This window comes from Aminobacter anthyllidis, assembly GCF_018555685.1.
Classification (GTDB): Bacteria; Pseudomonadota; Alphaproteobacteria; order Rhizobiales; family Rhizobiaceae; genus Aminobacter; species Aminobacter anthyllidis.
On sequence record NZ_JAFLWW010000014.1, the window covers coordinates 84,195 to 99,085 of the forward strand.

The 14,891-nt window shown below is 56.2% G+C and carries 9 protein-coding genes, 7 pseudogenes and 1 other annotated feature; of the genes and pseudogenes, 4 read left to right on the forward strand and 12 right to left on the reverse strand.

The genetic code is table 11. The features are described 5' to 3' along the window. Nucleotides 1-3 precede the first annotated feature (3 nt). A pseudogene (locus tag J1C56_RS30455) lies at nt 4-692 on the forward strand (tyrosine-type recombinase/integrase); the annotation flags it as partial. Here J1C56_RS30455 and J1C56_RS30460 read toward each other — a convergent pair. Then, nucleotides 689-1,213 (reverse strand): annotated as a pseudogene (locus J1C56_RS30460) (transposase). The pseudogenes J1C56_RS30455 and J1C56_RS30460 sit on opposite strands and share 4 nt — an antisense overlap. A 172-nt stretch (nt 1,214-1,385) precedes the next feature. On the opposite strand from J1C56_RS30460, the pseudogene J1C56_RS30465 reads away from it, so the two are divergent. Beyond that, nucleotides 1,386-1,802 (forward strand): annotated as a pseudogene (locus J1C56_RS30465) (IS5/IS1182 family transposase); the annotation flags it as partial. A 71-nt stretch (nt 1,803-1,873) separates the two neighbouring features. Here J1C56_RS30465 and J1C56_RS30470 read toward each other — a convergent pair. The 7 genes and pseudogenes from J1C56_RS30470 to argF all read right to left on the reverse strand — a co-directional run bounded on the left by J1C56_RS30470 (nt 1,874) and on the right by argF (nt 8,121). After that, nucleotides 1,874-2,827 carry an IS481 family transposase gene (locus J1C56_RS30470; protein WP_214393663.1) on the reverse strand — a complete coding sequence of 318 codons (954 nt, stop codon included), beginning with the start codon at nt 2,825-2,827 and terminating at the stop codon, nt 1,874-1,876. An 84-nt stretch (nt 2,828-2,911) separates the two neighbouring features. Then, entirely contained in the window at nt 2,912-3,769 is an 858-nt protein-coding gene (locus J1C56_RS30475; protein WP_214393664.1) for a class I SAM-dependent methyltransferase, read from the reverse strand. 566 nt (nt 3,770-4,335) lie between these two features. Further along, nucleotides 4,336-5,478 (reverse strand): hypothetical protein, encoded by a 1,143-nt coding sequence (locus J1C56_RS30480; RefSeq protein WP_246592169.1) that lies wholly within the window; start codon nt 5,476-5,478, stop codon nt 4,336-4,338. Between the two features lie 747 nt (nt 5,479-6,225). After that, nucleotides 6,226-6,403 (reverse strand): annotated as a pseudogene (locus tag J1C56_RS30485) (IS66 family transposase); the annotation flags it as partial. Continuing rightward, a pseudogene (locus tag J1C56_RS30490) lies at nt 6,392-6,481 on the reverse strand (IS21-like element ISRm9 family helper ATPase IstB); the annotation flags it as partial. The pseudogenes J1C56_RS30490 and J1C56_RS30485, both read right to left, overlap by 12 nt. Continuing rightward, a pseudogene (locus tag J1C56_RS30495) lies at nt 6,478-6,711 on the reverse strand (IS21 family transposase); the annotation flags it as partial. The pseudogenes J1C56_RS30495 and J1C56_RS30490, both read right to left, overlap by 4 nt. 495 nt (nt 6,712-7,206) lie before the next feature. After that, a complete protein-coding gene (gene argF / locus J1C56_RS30500; protein WP_214393665.1) occupies nt 7,207-8,121 on the reverse strand; it encodes an ornithine carbamoyltransferase in 915 nt (304 codons plus the stop codon). A gap of 805 nt (nt 8,122-8,926) precedes the next feature. Between argF and argG the strand changes: the two genes are divergently transcribed. After that, the gene (gene argG, locus J1C56_RS30505; protein ID WP_214393666.1) at nt 8,927-10,225 is read left to right on the forward strand and encodes an argininosuccinate synthase; all 1,299 of its coding nucleotides are present in this window, start codon (nt 8,927-8,929) and stop codon (nt 10,223-10,225) included. Nucleotides 10,226-10,272: 47 nt separating this feature from the next. Beyond that, nucleotides 10,273-11,497: pseudogene (locus tag J1C56_RS30510) on the forward strand (IS3 family transposase); the annotation flags it as partial. Continuing rightward, nucleotides 10,556-10,672: a sequence feature (AL1L pseudoknot), on the forward strand. It overlaps the preceding pseudogene by 117 nt. Here the strand turns inward: J1C56_RS30510 and J1C56_RS33930 are convergent. From J1C56_RS33930 to J1C56_RS30530, 4 genes are all read right to left on the reverse strand, one after another. Further along, nucleotides 11,464-11,664 (reverse strand): transposase, encoded by a 201-nt coding sequence (locus J1C56_RS33930; RefSeq protein ID WP_476561160.1) that lies wholly within the window; start codon nt 11,662-11,664, stop codon nt 11,464-11,466. The pseudogene J1C56_RS30510 and the gene J1C56_RS33930 overlap by 34 nt on opposite strands. Before the next feature lie 175 nt (nt 11,665-11,839). Then, complete coding sequence (locus J1C56_RS30520; RefSeq protein ID WP_214393668.1) at nt 11,840-12,811, reverse strand: agmatinase; 972 nt, start codon at nt 12,809-12,811, stop codon at nt 11,840-11,842. A gap of 365 nt (nt 12,812-13,176) precedes the next feature. Beyond that, nucleotides 13,177-13,920 carry an amino acid ABC transporter ATP-binding protein gene (locus J1C56_RS30525; protein WP_214393669.1) on the reverse strand — a complete coding sequence of 248 codons (744 nt, stop codon included), beginning with the start codon at nt 13,918-13,920 and terminating at the stop codon, nt 13,177-13,179. Further along, nucleotides 13,917-14,891 (reverse strand): amino acid ABC transporter permease, encoded by a 975-nt coding sequence (locus J1C56_RS30530; protein ID WP_214393670.1) that lies wholly within the window; start codon nt 14,889-14,891, stop codon nt 13,917-13,919. The genes J1C56_RS30525 and J1C56_RS30530 overlap by 4 nt, the downstream gene beginning before the upstream one ends.

Sequence of the window (14,891 nt, forward strand, 5' to 3'; positions counted from 1 at the left end):
GGTGTGCGCTTTCTCTACAGCGTGACGCTCGAAAGGGACTGGGCGCCTGAAGAGGTTCTGCCGCTTCCGAAGAAGCCGCAAAATCTGCCGATCATCCTCGGTCCCGAGGAAGTTCAACAATTCCTCGGCTGTGTGCTCGACATCAAACATCACGCGATCCTGACCACGTGCTATGCCGCCGGCTTGCGCATCTCGGAGGCGATTCAGCTGAAGCCCACGGACAGCGACAGCCAGAGAATGGTCGTCCGTGTCGAGCAGGCCGCTACGTGATGCTGACGCCCAAACTCCTGGAAATCTTGCGCAGCTACTGGAAGGTGCGCCGACCAGTGGCGTGGCTCTTCCCCGGCGACCGCGCCGGCGAGCCGATCACCAGGGATGCGGTGCGACATGCGTGTGCTAAAGCGCACGACCTCTCCGGTTTGTCCAAGCCGGTCACGCCGCACAGCCTACGGCACGCCTTTGCCGTCCATTTGTTGGAGGCCGGCGCTGACGTGCGCACCATTCAACTGCTGCTCGGTTCTCGCCACCACCGCCCATGACCTGCGATTGCCACCAACAAGGTTTGTGCCACGTCGAGTCCCTTGCGGATGGCGCGCTCGAGGCGCTTCGGATTGATCTGGGTATCCTGGTTCTTCGTCTCCATTTGTTCGCCATCACCTCACTTCTCCCTGACCAATCCGAGAGCCCGTTAGGCTGCCTGCGGCTCGTAACGCGATCCGTCCCTGAGGACGGCGAAGATTGTTCTTGCCATGCGATGCGCCAAGGCGATGGCGACGACCTTCGCCTTCTTGTTCCGGTTCAACATGCTTGATAGCCAATCCGATCCCGGCTCGCTCTTGAACCTACGGCGTCTAAGCATGATCTGCGCCATCGCGCCCAGATACAGTAAACGTCGGACATAACGGTTGCCCATCTTCGAGAGCCGGCCCACCCTCTGCTTGCCTCCGGTGGAGTGCGGGACACCGAACTCCGTCATGTGGCCCCGGATCGCATCAGCCGGACGCATGCCAATCCCCTGAAGCCTGCGCCCCCAGTCGTGAGAGCCTGCGCAAGCCTCCGTGCCGGTCAGGCATCGCGGACGCTTCTGGAAAACGCCAGCAACTGACTGCGGCGAAGTTGGCGGCGGACAACAACCCGACCGCTCTCATCTACACCATGGACCTGGAAGACACTCTTTGCGAGGTCGAATACCGACTGTGGCAAGCGCCGACACGGATTGCCCCTCTATGCGGGATGATGACTTCCCGACTATGGCGCAATGCGACGCCGAGCAGGAGCCATCCACATCGGGTAATCGCGGGAGCGAGTCGCCCAGAGAACCAATCATATCCTTGGAAGGTGGCTGTTCCCCGTAAGATGGAAATACGGGCTGACGACCTGACGCCGCCATGGCGCTCGCCGGGAACCCCTATGACGGCCATACCTTGGCAACGGTCATCCCGGACATGCAACGGATCATCGGATCCGAAACGCAGCGCATCCTCGCCGACGCCGGCTACCGCGGCCATAACGCGCCGCAAAGCCATATGTTAAGGGTCTTCACCGCCGGTCAGAAGCGCCGCGTGACACCGGCCATCAAGCGCCAGATGCGACGACGATCGGCTGCCGAGCCGGTGATCGGCCAAATCAAGAGCGAACACAGAATGGGTCGCAATTACCTCGCCCATGCCCAGGGCGGTGCGATCAACGCCATCCTGGCGGCCGCCGGCTACAACTTCTCCCTCCTGCTCACTTGGCTGAAGCAATTTTTGTGGCTCTTGATCGCTGCGCTTCACATCCGGCCGAAGCAGCTTACGGCTTAGGACACGGATTGTTCACGGTCGACCAACTACCTTAACGCCGCAGGATATGAACCGGATTAAACAGACGTGCTCTAGCTGTGGAGCCTCAACAGGTTGTCCTCGGTCAAGGCGAGGCGGCTGATAGGCGTTTTTGATTTTAGGCTGCCATGTGGGCGATGCCAATTGTATCTGTGCAGCCAGACGGGCAGTTCGGCGGCACGGTGATCGGATGTCGGATAGGCTATGGCGTAGGCCCATTCGCGCAGCGCCGTCTGGATGAATCGCTCGGCCTTGCCATTGGTCTTGGGCGTATAGGGCCTTGTGGTGACGTGCTTGAGGCCGAGATCGCGGCAGGCGTTGGCGAAAGCCTTCGATCTGTAGCAGGAGCCGTTGTCGGTCATGACGCGGGCTATGGTGACGCCGAGGCTGGCGTAATAGGCCACCGCCGCCTTGAGGAAAGCGATGGCGCTCTCCTTTTTCTCGTCGGGCAGGATTTGCGAGAAAGCGATACGGGAAGCATCGTCGATGCAGACATGGACGAACTCCCAGCCAGCGCCGCGCGACTTGCCCTTTTGCGGATCGCCGGTGATGCGATGGCCGACTTGGCTGAAACGTCCGAGCTTCTTGATGTCGATATGGATCATCTCGCCGGGATGCTCGCGCTCATAGCGTCGGATCGGTTCGGCCGGCTCGATATCCCTGAGCCGCGACAGCCCGGCACGCCTGAGAACCCGGCTTACGGTGGCAGGCGAGACGCCGACCTCCATGGCGATGTGCTTGCCGGTCAGCCGTAGGCGGCGCAAGGCGACGATGCGCTCGGCCACTGCCTGTTCGGTCATGTCCGGCATGACGTTGGGCCGTGACGAACGGTCGGCCATGCCGTCACGACCTGCGGCCTTGTAGCGCTCGGTCCAACGCGCCACGATCTTGGCCGACACGCCATACATCCGCGCCGCATGGGCTTTGGAAAAACCGCCTTCTATCACCGCCAGCGCCATCTCCTCTCGACGCAGCGGCGTGAGACGGGCATTCTTGTGGATGTTCATTCGGACCCTCCGCTGAGTGCTGAAGCCTGGTAACTCCAGTCTCCTCGGTTCGGTCCGAATGGACAACCTCCTGAAAGCTCACATCTAGCTCTGTCCCTGATCGACGCGCCGGGCCGTGATCATTTCCGCCTCGTAAGGCATTGCAGCCAATCGCTTCTTATTGGCATGTCTGTCGAAGACCTCATACAGTTGTGCCATTAAGCGTGAGCAGCCTGTTGCAACCACAGCCTTTTGAACGATCGTGAAGGATAGAGCGCGACGCATGAATGTTTCGAGGTTGATCTGCTCGTCATATACAAAAGCTTTCATCTCTACATCTTGAAAAGCTGACAGACGCTTCAGTTCCCCGCTGATGTCGATTTCCGCATAACCGCCTTCTGGTTTCGAATGCCGGTGCCTCCGATAAGTTGGCAGCGCATCTTCAATGGCGGAAAGAAAATCGCTGGCAAAAGCACTGCCCCGTTCGAAAGGTTTGTATTGCACTAACGCCAGGAGACCGGTCGCCATCAGAACGCGGTCCGCCTCCTGATAAAACACTGGGCGGTTAAACCGATGGACAGCGTTGGCCGCCGTGAGCAGTTGAACCGAGTGGTCAGCGACTGGCAGATTTTCGGCAACTCCATCCATATAGGCGACCGGCATTCCGTCAGGTGTCTGTGAGGCCGCGTGCCGGCGCATATCTTTGTTAGGCTCAAGGGCCATGATCCTGTAGGCAGGGCCGAGGGCATTAGATATACAACGTGTAAACAGGCCTGTTCCTGCCCCAACCTCGACTACCGTCCCGCCTGTCGAGGCCCCAAGCATGACCCGTAACTGCTCGGGAACGGCTGAAGGGTACTCTGGACGGTACTGGTAATAGTAGGCAAGGCCATCGAAATCGTCCCATGGGCTGGGGACATGGGGAGAGGGGGCGTGATCCGCTGTATTATTTTCCTTGAGCATTCGTCCCTCCAAATGCGAAATCTTCGGCAACCGCAGTTGAATGTCTGCGGAGGTTCGCCTCGATGACTGCCAGCGCCTTCTCAAGTAGTGCGTCATCCGGCGGTTCAACGAGGCCTGCCCGGATCGCTGCGGCGGAGTCGAAATTTGGCGCGGCGCTTGCCCGTTGAGAGGATTTCTCAACGGAGCGGCATCGTAATTCTGACGCGTAGGTCGACCGAGAATGCCCTGGGCCCGTGGGGCTCCAGCTCGAGGGCGCTGGTGGCTTCAAAGAGCTGCCGTGGCTTTGACGCCTGATCAGTCCGGCCCCTGCCCGGCGAGCACGGCGACCAATGCCGTCAGCTACACCAACCCAGCTGAAACTTGCTTTGAGCCAAGCCATTCCGTTGATGGCTTGAGTCGCTGTCTGAGCAGGCTGCGCCCTTCGCATTGAAGCTCTCCAGCCTGAGGCCAACCAACGTGAATAGCGAAAACGCAAGCACGCACTGGTACGGCGTCTCAGCAAATCCATTTTAGATGCCGCAATTTAGACGACCAGATCAGATCCACAGCACCTGCAGTGCACCCGATTAAATATATTCTTCGAGACCACCGTCCCTCACGGTATCGAGTGTAAAGCAGTGGAACCCACCTCCAAAGAGCCGGCGGTGCCGGTGACGCACCGGCACAACCGTGAACTTGTGACGCTCTAGGAGGCGAATTAGTTCTGGGCTGGCTTCATTCGCGATCACCATCTCGGGACTAACGGACAGCACGTTCATATCGATGTACAAGCTGGTTAGAATAAGATCATCGCTTTCATAAATTGGGAAGTTATTTTCCTGAGGGTCCGGAGCGACTATCAGTTCCCACTTTTTAAAATCATCCGGGAGATAGTCAGCTACCTGTTCTGATCTTACTAGCAGTGTGCCGGGGCGCAATGCTAAGACCATGCTGTCGATGTGACTGTCGCTCAATCGGTCTATTCGGTGAAACCTGAATCGCCCCTCGAAATGGCGCTGGAGCCAATTGTAGGCTAACGCATGGTTTTCGGTTGATACATTTACGAGGACGTCTCGCCCAAGTCGTAGGCATTGCGCGCCATCAATCATCATCTCGAAGCCGACGTCGTAAGGCGCAGACTGCGGGTTTTTAATTGATTCCATCAGCCCTCCATCGGTGAGTTGTGCATATGTGGGATCAAACGAGGAATCAGTCATGATCGGCCTCGGCATCACTGACCACCGAGCACCTTTACGAAAATATTCGGCGAAGATCGGCGTCAGCAGCTGCGTTTCGAAATAACGCGAGCGCATCATCGGTGCCGTCTCAACGATCTCGTCGCCGAGTACCAGGGACATGTCGCGGACATTGAGCGCCGGGATCACAGCGGCCCTCCAGGCGAGGGTTTCAATTTCCGTCGTAGATGGGTTTAGTTCAAGGGGACGATGGACCATTATACCAAGTGACTGCAGCGTCGAGACAATTCCGTCGACGTCCTCGTTTAACTCATCGACGTATCGCTGCTTAATGGCCAGTTGCTTGCGCCGAGGCCCATTTCCCGGAGCAGTGACCGACGAAACCCGTGGGTAATACCACTCGCGGCGACTTTTTAGATTGTCAAGAAAGAAATATTCGAATGAGAGTTCGCGTTCATGTGACGTGTAATTTGCCGCAGATCCAACGATCACCTCTCGCAGGTGCGACCATTCATCGTAACTGTTGAGCTTCATACGTTGCTTCCTTGTTTAGAATTCAAGTAGGATGGAGAGTCGTGCCGCTCGCCCGGCCGGCGGCGTATACTACGCGCCCTAAGCCGGGATCGAATTGGCAATCTCGCACTACTCATCAATCGTAACTCAGGAGCAAAGCCATGAGGACTACCTGATCTGGTGGTTTGAATGCGTGATCTTTAGAACGAATCGAAGAACGCTAGAGCGCCAAGTTGACGGCCGCGATGACGTCGTCTGGGTCAGCTTTCCAGATGAACACAGCCAATGGAGCTAACAAGGACATTCTGCTTTCGACCGAATGGATTGCACGAGGTGATGAGGTGATGCGCGCGGTGATGCAGGGGGTGCACGAGGCCGAGATGGACGGGGCGTTGGGTGCTCGCCGAAGAGCGAGCGCACGCGGGAGCGGCTGGGCCGCGCGAGCATAAGAAGCTCTCCATCGCAGCATATCCCAGACATTGCCCCACCTGCTCATAGCGTGGAAGAAAGTGTCCCACCCCCCTACCCGCCAAGGAGCAGGAGCCCCGCTCCCGAGCTCGTGCGGAAGTGGGGAGGGGGGCGGCGGCGATCCGCGCATGCGGATCCGCGTTGATCCTGCACGACGCGCGTCGGAATCGGCAGCTCGGAAGGAAGGACGGGGACCGTTGTCCCCGTGCGAGGTCCCTGCGAGGGGACAGCGGGAAGCGCCCAGGAGCGGGGCTCCACTCAAAAAGATGGTCGCGGGTCCACCATGTCCGGTCAGACTGACTGAGGCTCGATATCGTCGAGCCATTGCTTGAGTGCATTCAGAATGGGAACGCTGTGTTTCTGGCGAAAGCGGCGAATGCTATCGGCCTGCGTTTCGCCGTAGTCCGTCTTTTCGTCCTGCGCCTGCCTTTCAACCCGGTAGAGGCTGTTCGAAGAACCGGAGCGCCGTGTGCCAGGGCCTGGCGATGCCCGGCAGCCGCAGATCGGTGAGCGTCAGGGACAAGCGCGGGGTATCGACAGGATCGTTGGGTCTCATGCCGTGGCCTCCACGCTGCTGCCGATAAGCCTGTCGTAATCGACTAGTTTACCCAGATTGAGGCTGATCTGGCGGAACACAGGCCGGATCGCGAACCGGGGGCGCATGCCGTCAAGCGTCGGCACGTTTCCGGCATCGAGCTCGCCCTGGATGGCGTGGGCGAGTGCGGCCTGGCGCAGGGAATGAATGACGTGACGGTAGTTCACGACATGCTTGGTGGGGCCGAGCTCGATGACGCTTGCAAAGCTCACGAAGAATGCCGACAGGGCGCAAGCCGGGTTCGCGCCGTCGCCCATTCAGATTGACGAGATCCCAGGCTGATCGCACACTGGATGGTCATCTGGGCGCTGTCGGTTGCGCCAATCGGGCGGCGGGTATCGCAACTCTTCTGGGGTTATCTACTTAAAAGAGCCGCTGGCCCTTCTACGTGGCGCGTCGGTGATTGCGATTGCATATGGGGCCTCAAAGTCGATCACCAAGACCGGCAGTCATTTTGAAGCTGGCGCGGTTTCACACGGCTCCGGCCAACGGGAGCTGAATCCTCGCGTGCGCGAGTAAGCCTTCCGCGAATGAGAGCTGAGGGGGTGGGTGCCCAATTCCACGAAAGCTGTTGCTCCAGCCTGGTCGTCGGCACTTACTGGTCTGACGGCTTGAATCCGCACTTTTCCGCGATTGCGAATACACCTTTATTTCTTCAAATCATGGCTCAGCGGCCGGGCTGCGGATCATATGGCGCCGAGGCACCACGCCAGTATGGATTTCTGCGCGTGCAGGCGGTTCTCAGCCTCGTCAAAAACGACGGACTGCGGTCCGTCAATGACTTCGTCGGTTACCTCCTGGCCGCGATGGGCGGGCAGGCAATGCATAAAGAGTGCATTGCTTTTGGCCCGCATCATGAGCTGTTTGTTCACCTGGAAGGGCTGGAGGACGTTGCGTCCGGGCGCCTTATCCTCCGAATTCATGGAAACCCACGTATCCGTTATAACGCAGTCGGCCTCGGTCACCGCGTTCTCCGCATCATGGCAGAGCATGATACTGGCGCCTTGATTCCGAGCCCAATTGAGAAACCTATATTTGGGTTCCGAACCGAGCGGGACGGCAATTTTCATACGGTAGCCAAACCGGGCCGCGCCCTCGACAAAGGAATGCAACACATTGTTCCCATCACCCGTCCAGGCAAACGTCTTACCCCGGACCGGACCGCGATGGTCCTCGAAAGTCATGATGTCCGCCAAAATCTGACAAGGATGGGTGTCGTCAGTCAGGCCGTTGATGACCGGCACAGTAGCGTGCTCGGCCAGTTCCAGAAGCCGCTTGTGATCAGTTGTCCGAACCATGATTGCGTCAACGTAGCGCGATAGGACCTTTGCCGTATCCCCGATTGTTTCGGTTCGGCCGAGCTGCATTTCAGTAGCTGACATCAACAGAGTCTCGCCACCGAGATGGCGCATGGCTACATCGAACGAAACGCGGGTCCGCGTGGAGGGTTTCTCGAAGATCATCCCCAGCATCTTGCCCGTAAGCGGCTTGTCAGCCTCGCCTGCCTTGGTTGCGGCCCTCCGCCACATTGCGTCATTCATTATTCCGCCCAAATCGTGGGCGGAAACGGCCGACAGATCGAGAAAGTGCTTGGCTGCCATAGTAACCTGTCACGATAAAGTGTATTTACTTTGCACACCCGGACGCGGCTCGAACGTATTGTAATCGGACGACCCTTGTTAAAAACATAACTCCTGCGAGAACTCGCTTGATAGCCGATTTCTGGGGTTTGCAGCGGATAAACATAGACGTCCTACAGTTATACTCCCTACAGCGCACCTATCAATCTTGGTGAGTCTCGCACTGCCAGCTAGAAGCTGCGTCGTCGAATCGAATCGCTGCACATGGAACGTGGTCAAGATCGCAACGGCCCTGCGTCTCAATGCTTTCCGAGAGGTTATAACGGTGGTCCTGGGCCGCGGCCCTCACTTAATCGCTGCAGCTGCCAAACAAACCGGCGGGGCTCTGGTTCCAAGGAATGGACCACAGTCCGAACAGATCCTTCCTCCGGCGAAGGACGGATAGGAAGAATTCAAGCAGAGCGTGGACGAGACCTTGTACGGGCACGAGCACCAGATCGGACAGCGGAGATCGCACCCATCAGCCGACTGATGGGTGTTGTCTGCTTCCCCGGCTGGAGATCTCCAGAACTGTCCAGATCGCCCGCATTGTCTGCTCCGGCCACATGGTCGAATGGCCGAGCCGACTTCTCACGCCACATAACAAAAACTGCTCGCAGTTTGGCCTACCAAACTAGGTAGTTGAACGACATCACATCTTCGTTAATTTTTAATAATCCCGTTCGTAGCGCTACAAAAATATCTGTCAATAATCCAAACTATAACGCAACAAATGCCATCCAACTGTGATACATATATCACTGCTACTAACTCCGGAGATATTAATATGGACAACAGACTATTTGGCAACTCAACCCCGCCTTTAGCGGATTATGTTCTAAATGCCGCGAATGCGCCAAGAGGAATGTCGTACCTACTGCTCTATTCTGGCGGACTGGATACATCATGTTGCATTAAATATATCCGCGACGAGCTTAATGGAACAGTGCTCGCGTTAACATGCGACGTTGGCCAAGTTGAAAACTTTGATGAAATCGGCGGTAAGGCTGTTACTTTGGGAGCTGAATATCTATTCAAAGACGTAAAGTCTGATTTCTATGCGAGGTATATATCAAAGGCGATTCGGCTTAATGCTCGCTACTTCGACGGGCATCCTTTGGCATCTTCGTTGAGTCGACAGATTGTCAGCGATTGTGCGGTGGAGATCGCAAAGGAGAGGAATTTGGCGGTCATCGCCCACGGTGCGACCGGCCGCGGCAATGATTCATTTCGGTTTGATAATGCGATATTGTCCCGTTTGGAAGGCGTGAAAATTCTCGCCCCTATTCGTAATAATCAACTCGATCGCGATAGGGAGATCGCGTTCGCCCAGAAACATAACATTCCCGTATCGGCGACTCGTGAGAACCCTTACAGTATCGATGAGAACATGTGGGGACGGGAGATTGAGGCAGGGCCTCTCGACGATTTAAGTTTTCCGCTTCCTCGCGAGGCTCTCGCATGGGTGAAACTTCAGCCTTCGCCAAGCGGACAGGCTCGCGTGTCTATTGAATTCGAAGGGGGTCTTCCGGTGCGCTTCGAATTCAGCGATGAGAATGGAAGGGCTGAAGTTACGGACATCGTGAAGGCCATTATGACGCTAAACACCTTTGCCGGATCCCATGGCATCGGTCTATACGACCACTTGGAAGAACGAGCGTCAGGCGTGAAGGTCAGAGAGATTCACGAATCGCCGGCAGCTACGTTGATAATCAGAGCACACCAGATGCTCGAACATGCGTCTCTCACTTCAATTGAGCTGGCAACAAAGCGATATCTTGAGACGCGTTGGATTCAGTCTATGGTGTCCGGGCGAGTAGATCCCGTTGTCTATTGTATTGACGAATTTGCAGAAGTAGCTAGCCGAAGAATTTCCGGCGGTGTGACATTTAAAATTGCGGCAAGTCATTGCTTTATCGAATCGCTGAGGCCAGTTTACGGACTTGACTTCCATTCGATGTATGGCGGCGATAAGGATGTTGGCTACAATCAGGATTTGGTAGCTCCTGCAATCGAGCTAATGGATGGGCCAACCCGGCAAGCGCTTAGGAATCACAGAATGGCTTCGAGTATCATGCGAGACTGAACCGCGCCGGGTTGATAGGAGGCTCCAATTCCTGAGAAGGTGGAGCCATGACAAGCAAGACGACCAACAAGTTCTCTCCCGAGGTCCGAGCCCGTGCGGTGCGGCTGGTTCTGGATCACGAAGGCGAGATGCCTCGCGGTGGGCGGCGGTGTCGTCGATCGCCGCCAAGATCGGCTGCACGGCGCAGACGCTGCATGAGTGGGTGAAGAAGGCCGAGCGCGACAGTGGCGTGCGAGCCGGTGTGCCTACGGATGTGGCGACGAAACTCAAGGCTTTGGAACGCGAGAACCGCGAGCTTCGCCAGGCCAACGAAATCCTTCGCAAGGCTTCCGCGTATTTTGCCCAGGCGGAGCTCGACCGCCGGTTCAAGCCATGATCGCATTCATTGACGATCACCGCGAGGCGCATGGGGTCGAGCCGATCTGCAAGGTGCTGCCGATCGCCCCGTCGACCTACCACGACCATGTCGCCAAGCGCATCGATCCCTCCCGGCTGTCGGCTCGGGCGAAGTGGGATGAGGCTTTGAAGGATGAGGTCCGACGCGTGTTCGAGGCGAATTTCCGCGTCTACGGCGTTCGCAAGGTCTGGCGGCAGTTGCAGCGCGAGGGCTTCGATGTCGCCCGCTGCACGGTTGCCCGCCTGATGAAGGCCATGGGCCTCGAAGGCATCATCCGTGGCAAGCCGATCTGCACCACGGTGAGCGACAAGGCGGCACCATGCCCTCTCGATCACGTCAATCGCCAGTTCCATGCCCCGGCGCCGAACATGCTGTGGGTCTCCGACTTCACCTACGTCGCGACCTGGACGCGCTTCGTCTATGTCGCCTTTGTCATCGACACCTATGCTCGCCGGATCGTCGGCTGGCGGGTGAGCCGGACGGCGCATGCTAGCTTCGTTCTGGACGCTCTGGAACAGGCTCTCCATGATCGGCGGCCCGTGCAGGGAAGCGGGCTCATCCATCACAGCGATAGAGGCAGCCAATACGTCAGCATTCGATACACCAAGCGCTTGGCGGAGGCCGGCGTCGAGCCTTCGGTGGGCAGTGTGGGCGATAGCTACGACAATGCTCTCGCCGAAACGATCAACGGCCTCTACAAGGCCGAGGTGATTCATTGACGCGGACCATGGCGCTCGTTCGAGGCCGTCGAGTTCGCGACGTTGGAATGGGTCGACTGGTTCAACAATCGCCGGCTGCTGGAGCCCATCGGCAACACCCCGCCGGCCGAAGCCGAGGAACGCTATGCCATGCTGGAAGAACCAGCCATGGCCGCGTGCCTCAAACGAAACGGCCTCCGGAAAACCCGGCGCGGTTCAAGCTTGACGTCGGACAAGTCGTACCAGATCGACAGCAGCATCGCCTTGAACAAGGCCTCTGGCGGCCAGGCAGGCTCGCCCTTCGAAGAGCAGGAAATCACACAAAGGGCCTGATCGATCGGCACCCAGTCAATCAGTCTGGCAAGCGCATCCAAAGACGAATGCTAGCCGCGATCAACGGCAAAAACCAAACTTTTCCTGACCAATGCGCCGACGTGACATCGCATCCCTCAATCCATTGTACTGATTGAGAGAATCACAGATCAACACGCCAGTCCAGACACCCGCCCACAGGTTCTCCTAGGCCTTATCAAAATAGCCTGCACGAACGGCAGCTCCGATAAGGTTAACTGCCAATCGTCCTGCGACAATGGACGTGATGTTATTAATATCACGCGATGGAGTAACCTCCACAATGTCCATTCCTACTACTCTTCCCTTGGAGACGAGCCCATGAAGCAACCTTCTGCATTGGTGAAAAGTGAGTCCACCAGGCGCAGGTCCTTCGACTCCGGGGGCCACTGAGGGATCAAGTCCGTCTGCATCGATCGTGATGTAATATCGTCCTTTAGAAGGGATTTGATCGAGTACCGCATCGATGCCACGATCGTGCACCTCGAATGCAGGAATGATATGTGCACCGTAAGCCGCCGCGGCTTCGAACTCTTCGCTGCGGCCACTCCCCTGCGCCCGGATACCAATTTGGAAGATATTGCCGATGTGCGGCAACTCAGATGCGCGACGAATCGGACTAGAGAGACCGTCACGCACTCCGTTGACTTCGTCTCGCCAGTCAATATGCGCGTCGATCTGCACTAGAGTGATTGGCTCTCCATGAAGCTCAGATAGAGCCCGAAAGATGGGATTGGGGATACCGTGATCTCCACCAAAAGTTATCGGCAAAGCTCCGGCACGCAGTATTTTACGCATCGCCTCTTCTGCTTTGGCAAAATGTCCACCCCCGGGGATTTCTATGTCGTAGGGCACATTCCCAACGTCAGCCGTTCTGATGGGACGGTTGTCGAAAATGGGGCCACCGACGTCGAAGTCATAGCGCTCCAATGCCCATACTGCCTGTTTGCTCACCTGCCGGATGACATCAGGTGCTCGTGTTTGATCGTTTGACAACGAATCCGGCGCGTATGCGCTACCGTAAGGAATTCCCATAAAGACAATATCAGCAGCGAGATTATCCAAATCGGTTGTCACGTCAGAAAAAAGGAAACTACCAAAAGCACGATCTGGTGGTACTGTTAGCGGCAATTTATCCATGTTTGATCCTTTCGTTGATCGGCCCGCCTGATCTATCGCTGATGTGGGCGTAAGTTCCTGCACATAAGATTGGCCCATGTTCTATAACCATTGGCCCCTGCGCTAGCAGAGCACTCCGAGTTATAGCCGATATTGTAAAAATGGGAGCGTTCGGCCTGACTCCGTTTCTTTCGAAGGTGCTACGGTCTCATGCCTAGCTTAAGGGGCTGTAGAGGCTTGCCTATCCTTTGGGGATGAGAAAGTCCGCGCGCTCCAACAGTTCCGCTTTGCCGCGTTCGATTGGCGTCGATGCTCGCCCAAACGTCGACAGCGTAGGACGGAATAGGGTTGAGCGTCGTCGTCATCGATGGAACAATGACTTAAGATTAGTGTCTCAAGACTTGACTCAAAAACAACTTCGTCCGTTCATGCTGAGGATCAGAGAAGAAGCCATCAGGTCGACCCTCCTCCACAATGCGGCCCGCATCCATGAAGACTACTCGGTCCGCAACTGCTCGCGCAAAGCCCATCTCATGAGTGACACAGACCATTGTCATACCCTCATGCGCAAGGGTTGTTATGGTCTCCAGCACTTCCGCTACCATCTCAGGGTCGAGAGCCGATGTCGGCTCGTCAAAAAGCATCACGGTCGGCTGCATACTGAGTGAACGAGCGATCGCGACACGCTGCTGCTGGCCGCCAGACAATTGAGACGGAAATTTATTCGCTTGTTCCGGAATTCGAACCTTCTTCAAGTAATGCATAGCCCGATCACGCGCTTCTTTTTTTGGAACCCCATTGATCCACATAGGGCCTGCCATGCAGTTCATCAGAACCGTCATGTGAGGGAATAAATTGAAATGCTGAAAGACCATGCCGACTTTGCGGCGCACTTCAGCGATATCGCGCATTTTGTTGTGCAGGGAAATTCCATTGACCGTGATATCTCCCTTTTGATGGGCTTCCAGCCGATTGAAACACCGAATGAGCGTGGACTTGCCAGAACCGGATGGGCCACAAATAACAATCCGCTCGCCCTTCCTCACCGTTAGATTAACGTCGTGCAGGACTTGAAATGCACCATACCACTTGGATACGTGTTTTACCTCGATGGCGTTCTCTCCGATCACCTGACTTTACTCCTGTTGTAATGGCGCTCAATACGTGCCTGGACGATTTCCATGCAGGCAGAGAGAATCCAGTATATTAGAGCGACCGCAATCAGCATTTCCATATGTTTAAAGGTCGCTTGGCCCAGCGCGCGCGCGAGGAACATTAGCTCCCAAACCCCGACAATGGATACGAGCGAACTGTCCTTCAGCATGGAAATGAATTGGTTTCCAGTCGGAGGAATAATTACGGGAAGCGCCTGTGGCAGGATAATTTTTCGCATCGTCAGGCCAAATCCGAAGCCGATCGACCGGGACGCCTCCCATTGTCCTCGATCGATGCTCTGGATACCTGCACGAAAGATCTCGGTCATATATGCGCCGTAGCAAAGTGAGAGAGCAAGCACACCCGACGGCACGGCATCGAGAACGACGCCCAACTGCGGAAGCCCCAAGTAAATTAGATACAGTTGCATAAGCAGAGGAAGCCCGCGGAAGAACGATGTATAAAAACTCGCGATTGCATACGCGAAACCGTTTCCAGAGAGCTTTGCGACAGCACCAATGATGGCAAGAATGGTAGCGAAGAAAATCGACACTGCGGCAACGTAAAGCGTTGTGAATAGCCCTTGAGATAACAATATAGGTAACTTGTCCCAGATAAACGGCAGACTTAGGTCGAACGCATTGAAGAACGCTAAAAATGACAGAAGTAGTTCAACCCAGACGGTTATCACCTGCGCTTTAAATGGTATAAAGCCAATCACAATAACATTCGCGCAGAAAAGTAAAGAGAGGACAAGTCCAGTTGCAAAGCGACCGTAGAGCCCGCTGGTCAATGGCTCGCCAATCACCGCTCGCATCAGTTCGCCCATCCAGGTATCGGTAAAGTTTATTGCAGAGCAAATGGCCATAACTACTGCAAAGACTATCGCCACAAACCACGGTCTGTGAACAAGCGCCTCCGAGTCGACAGTATCGTTGTACAACAT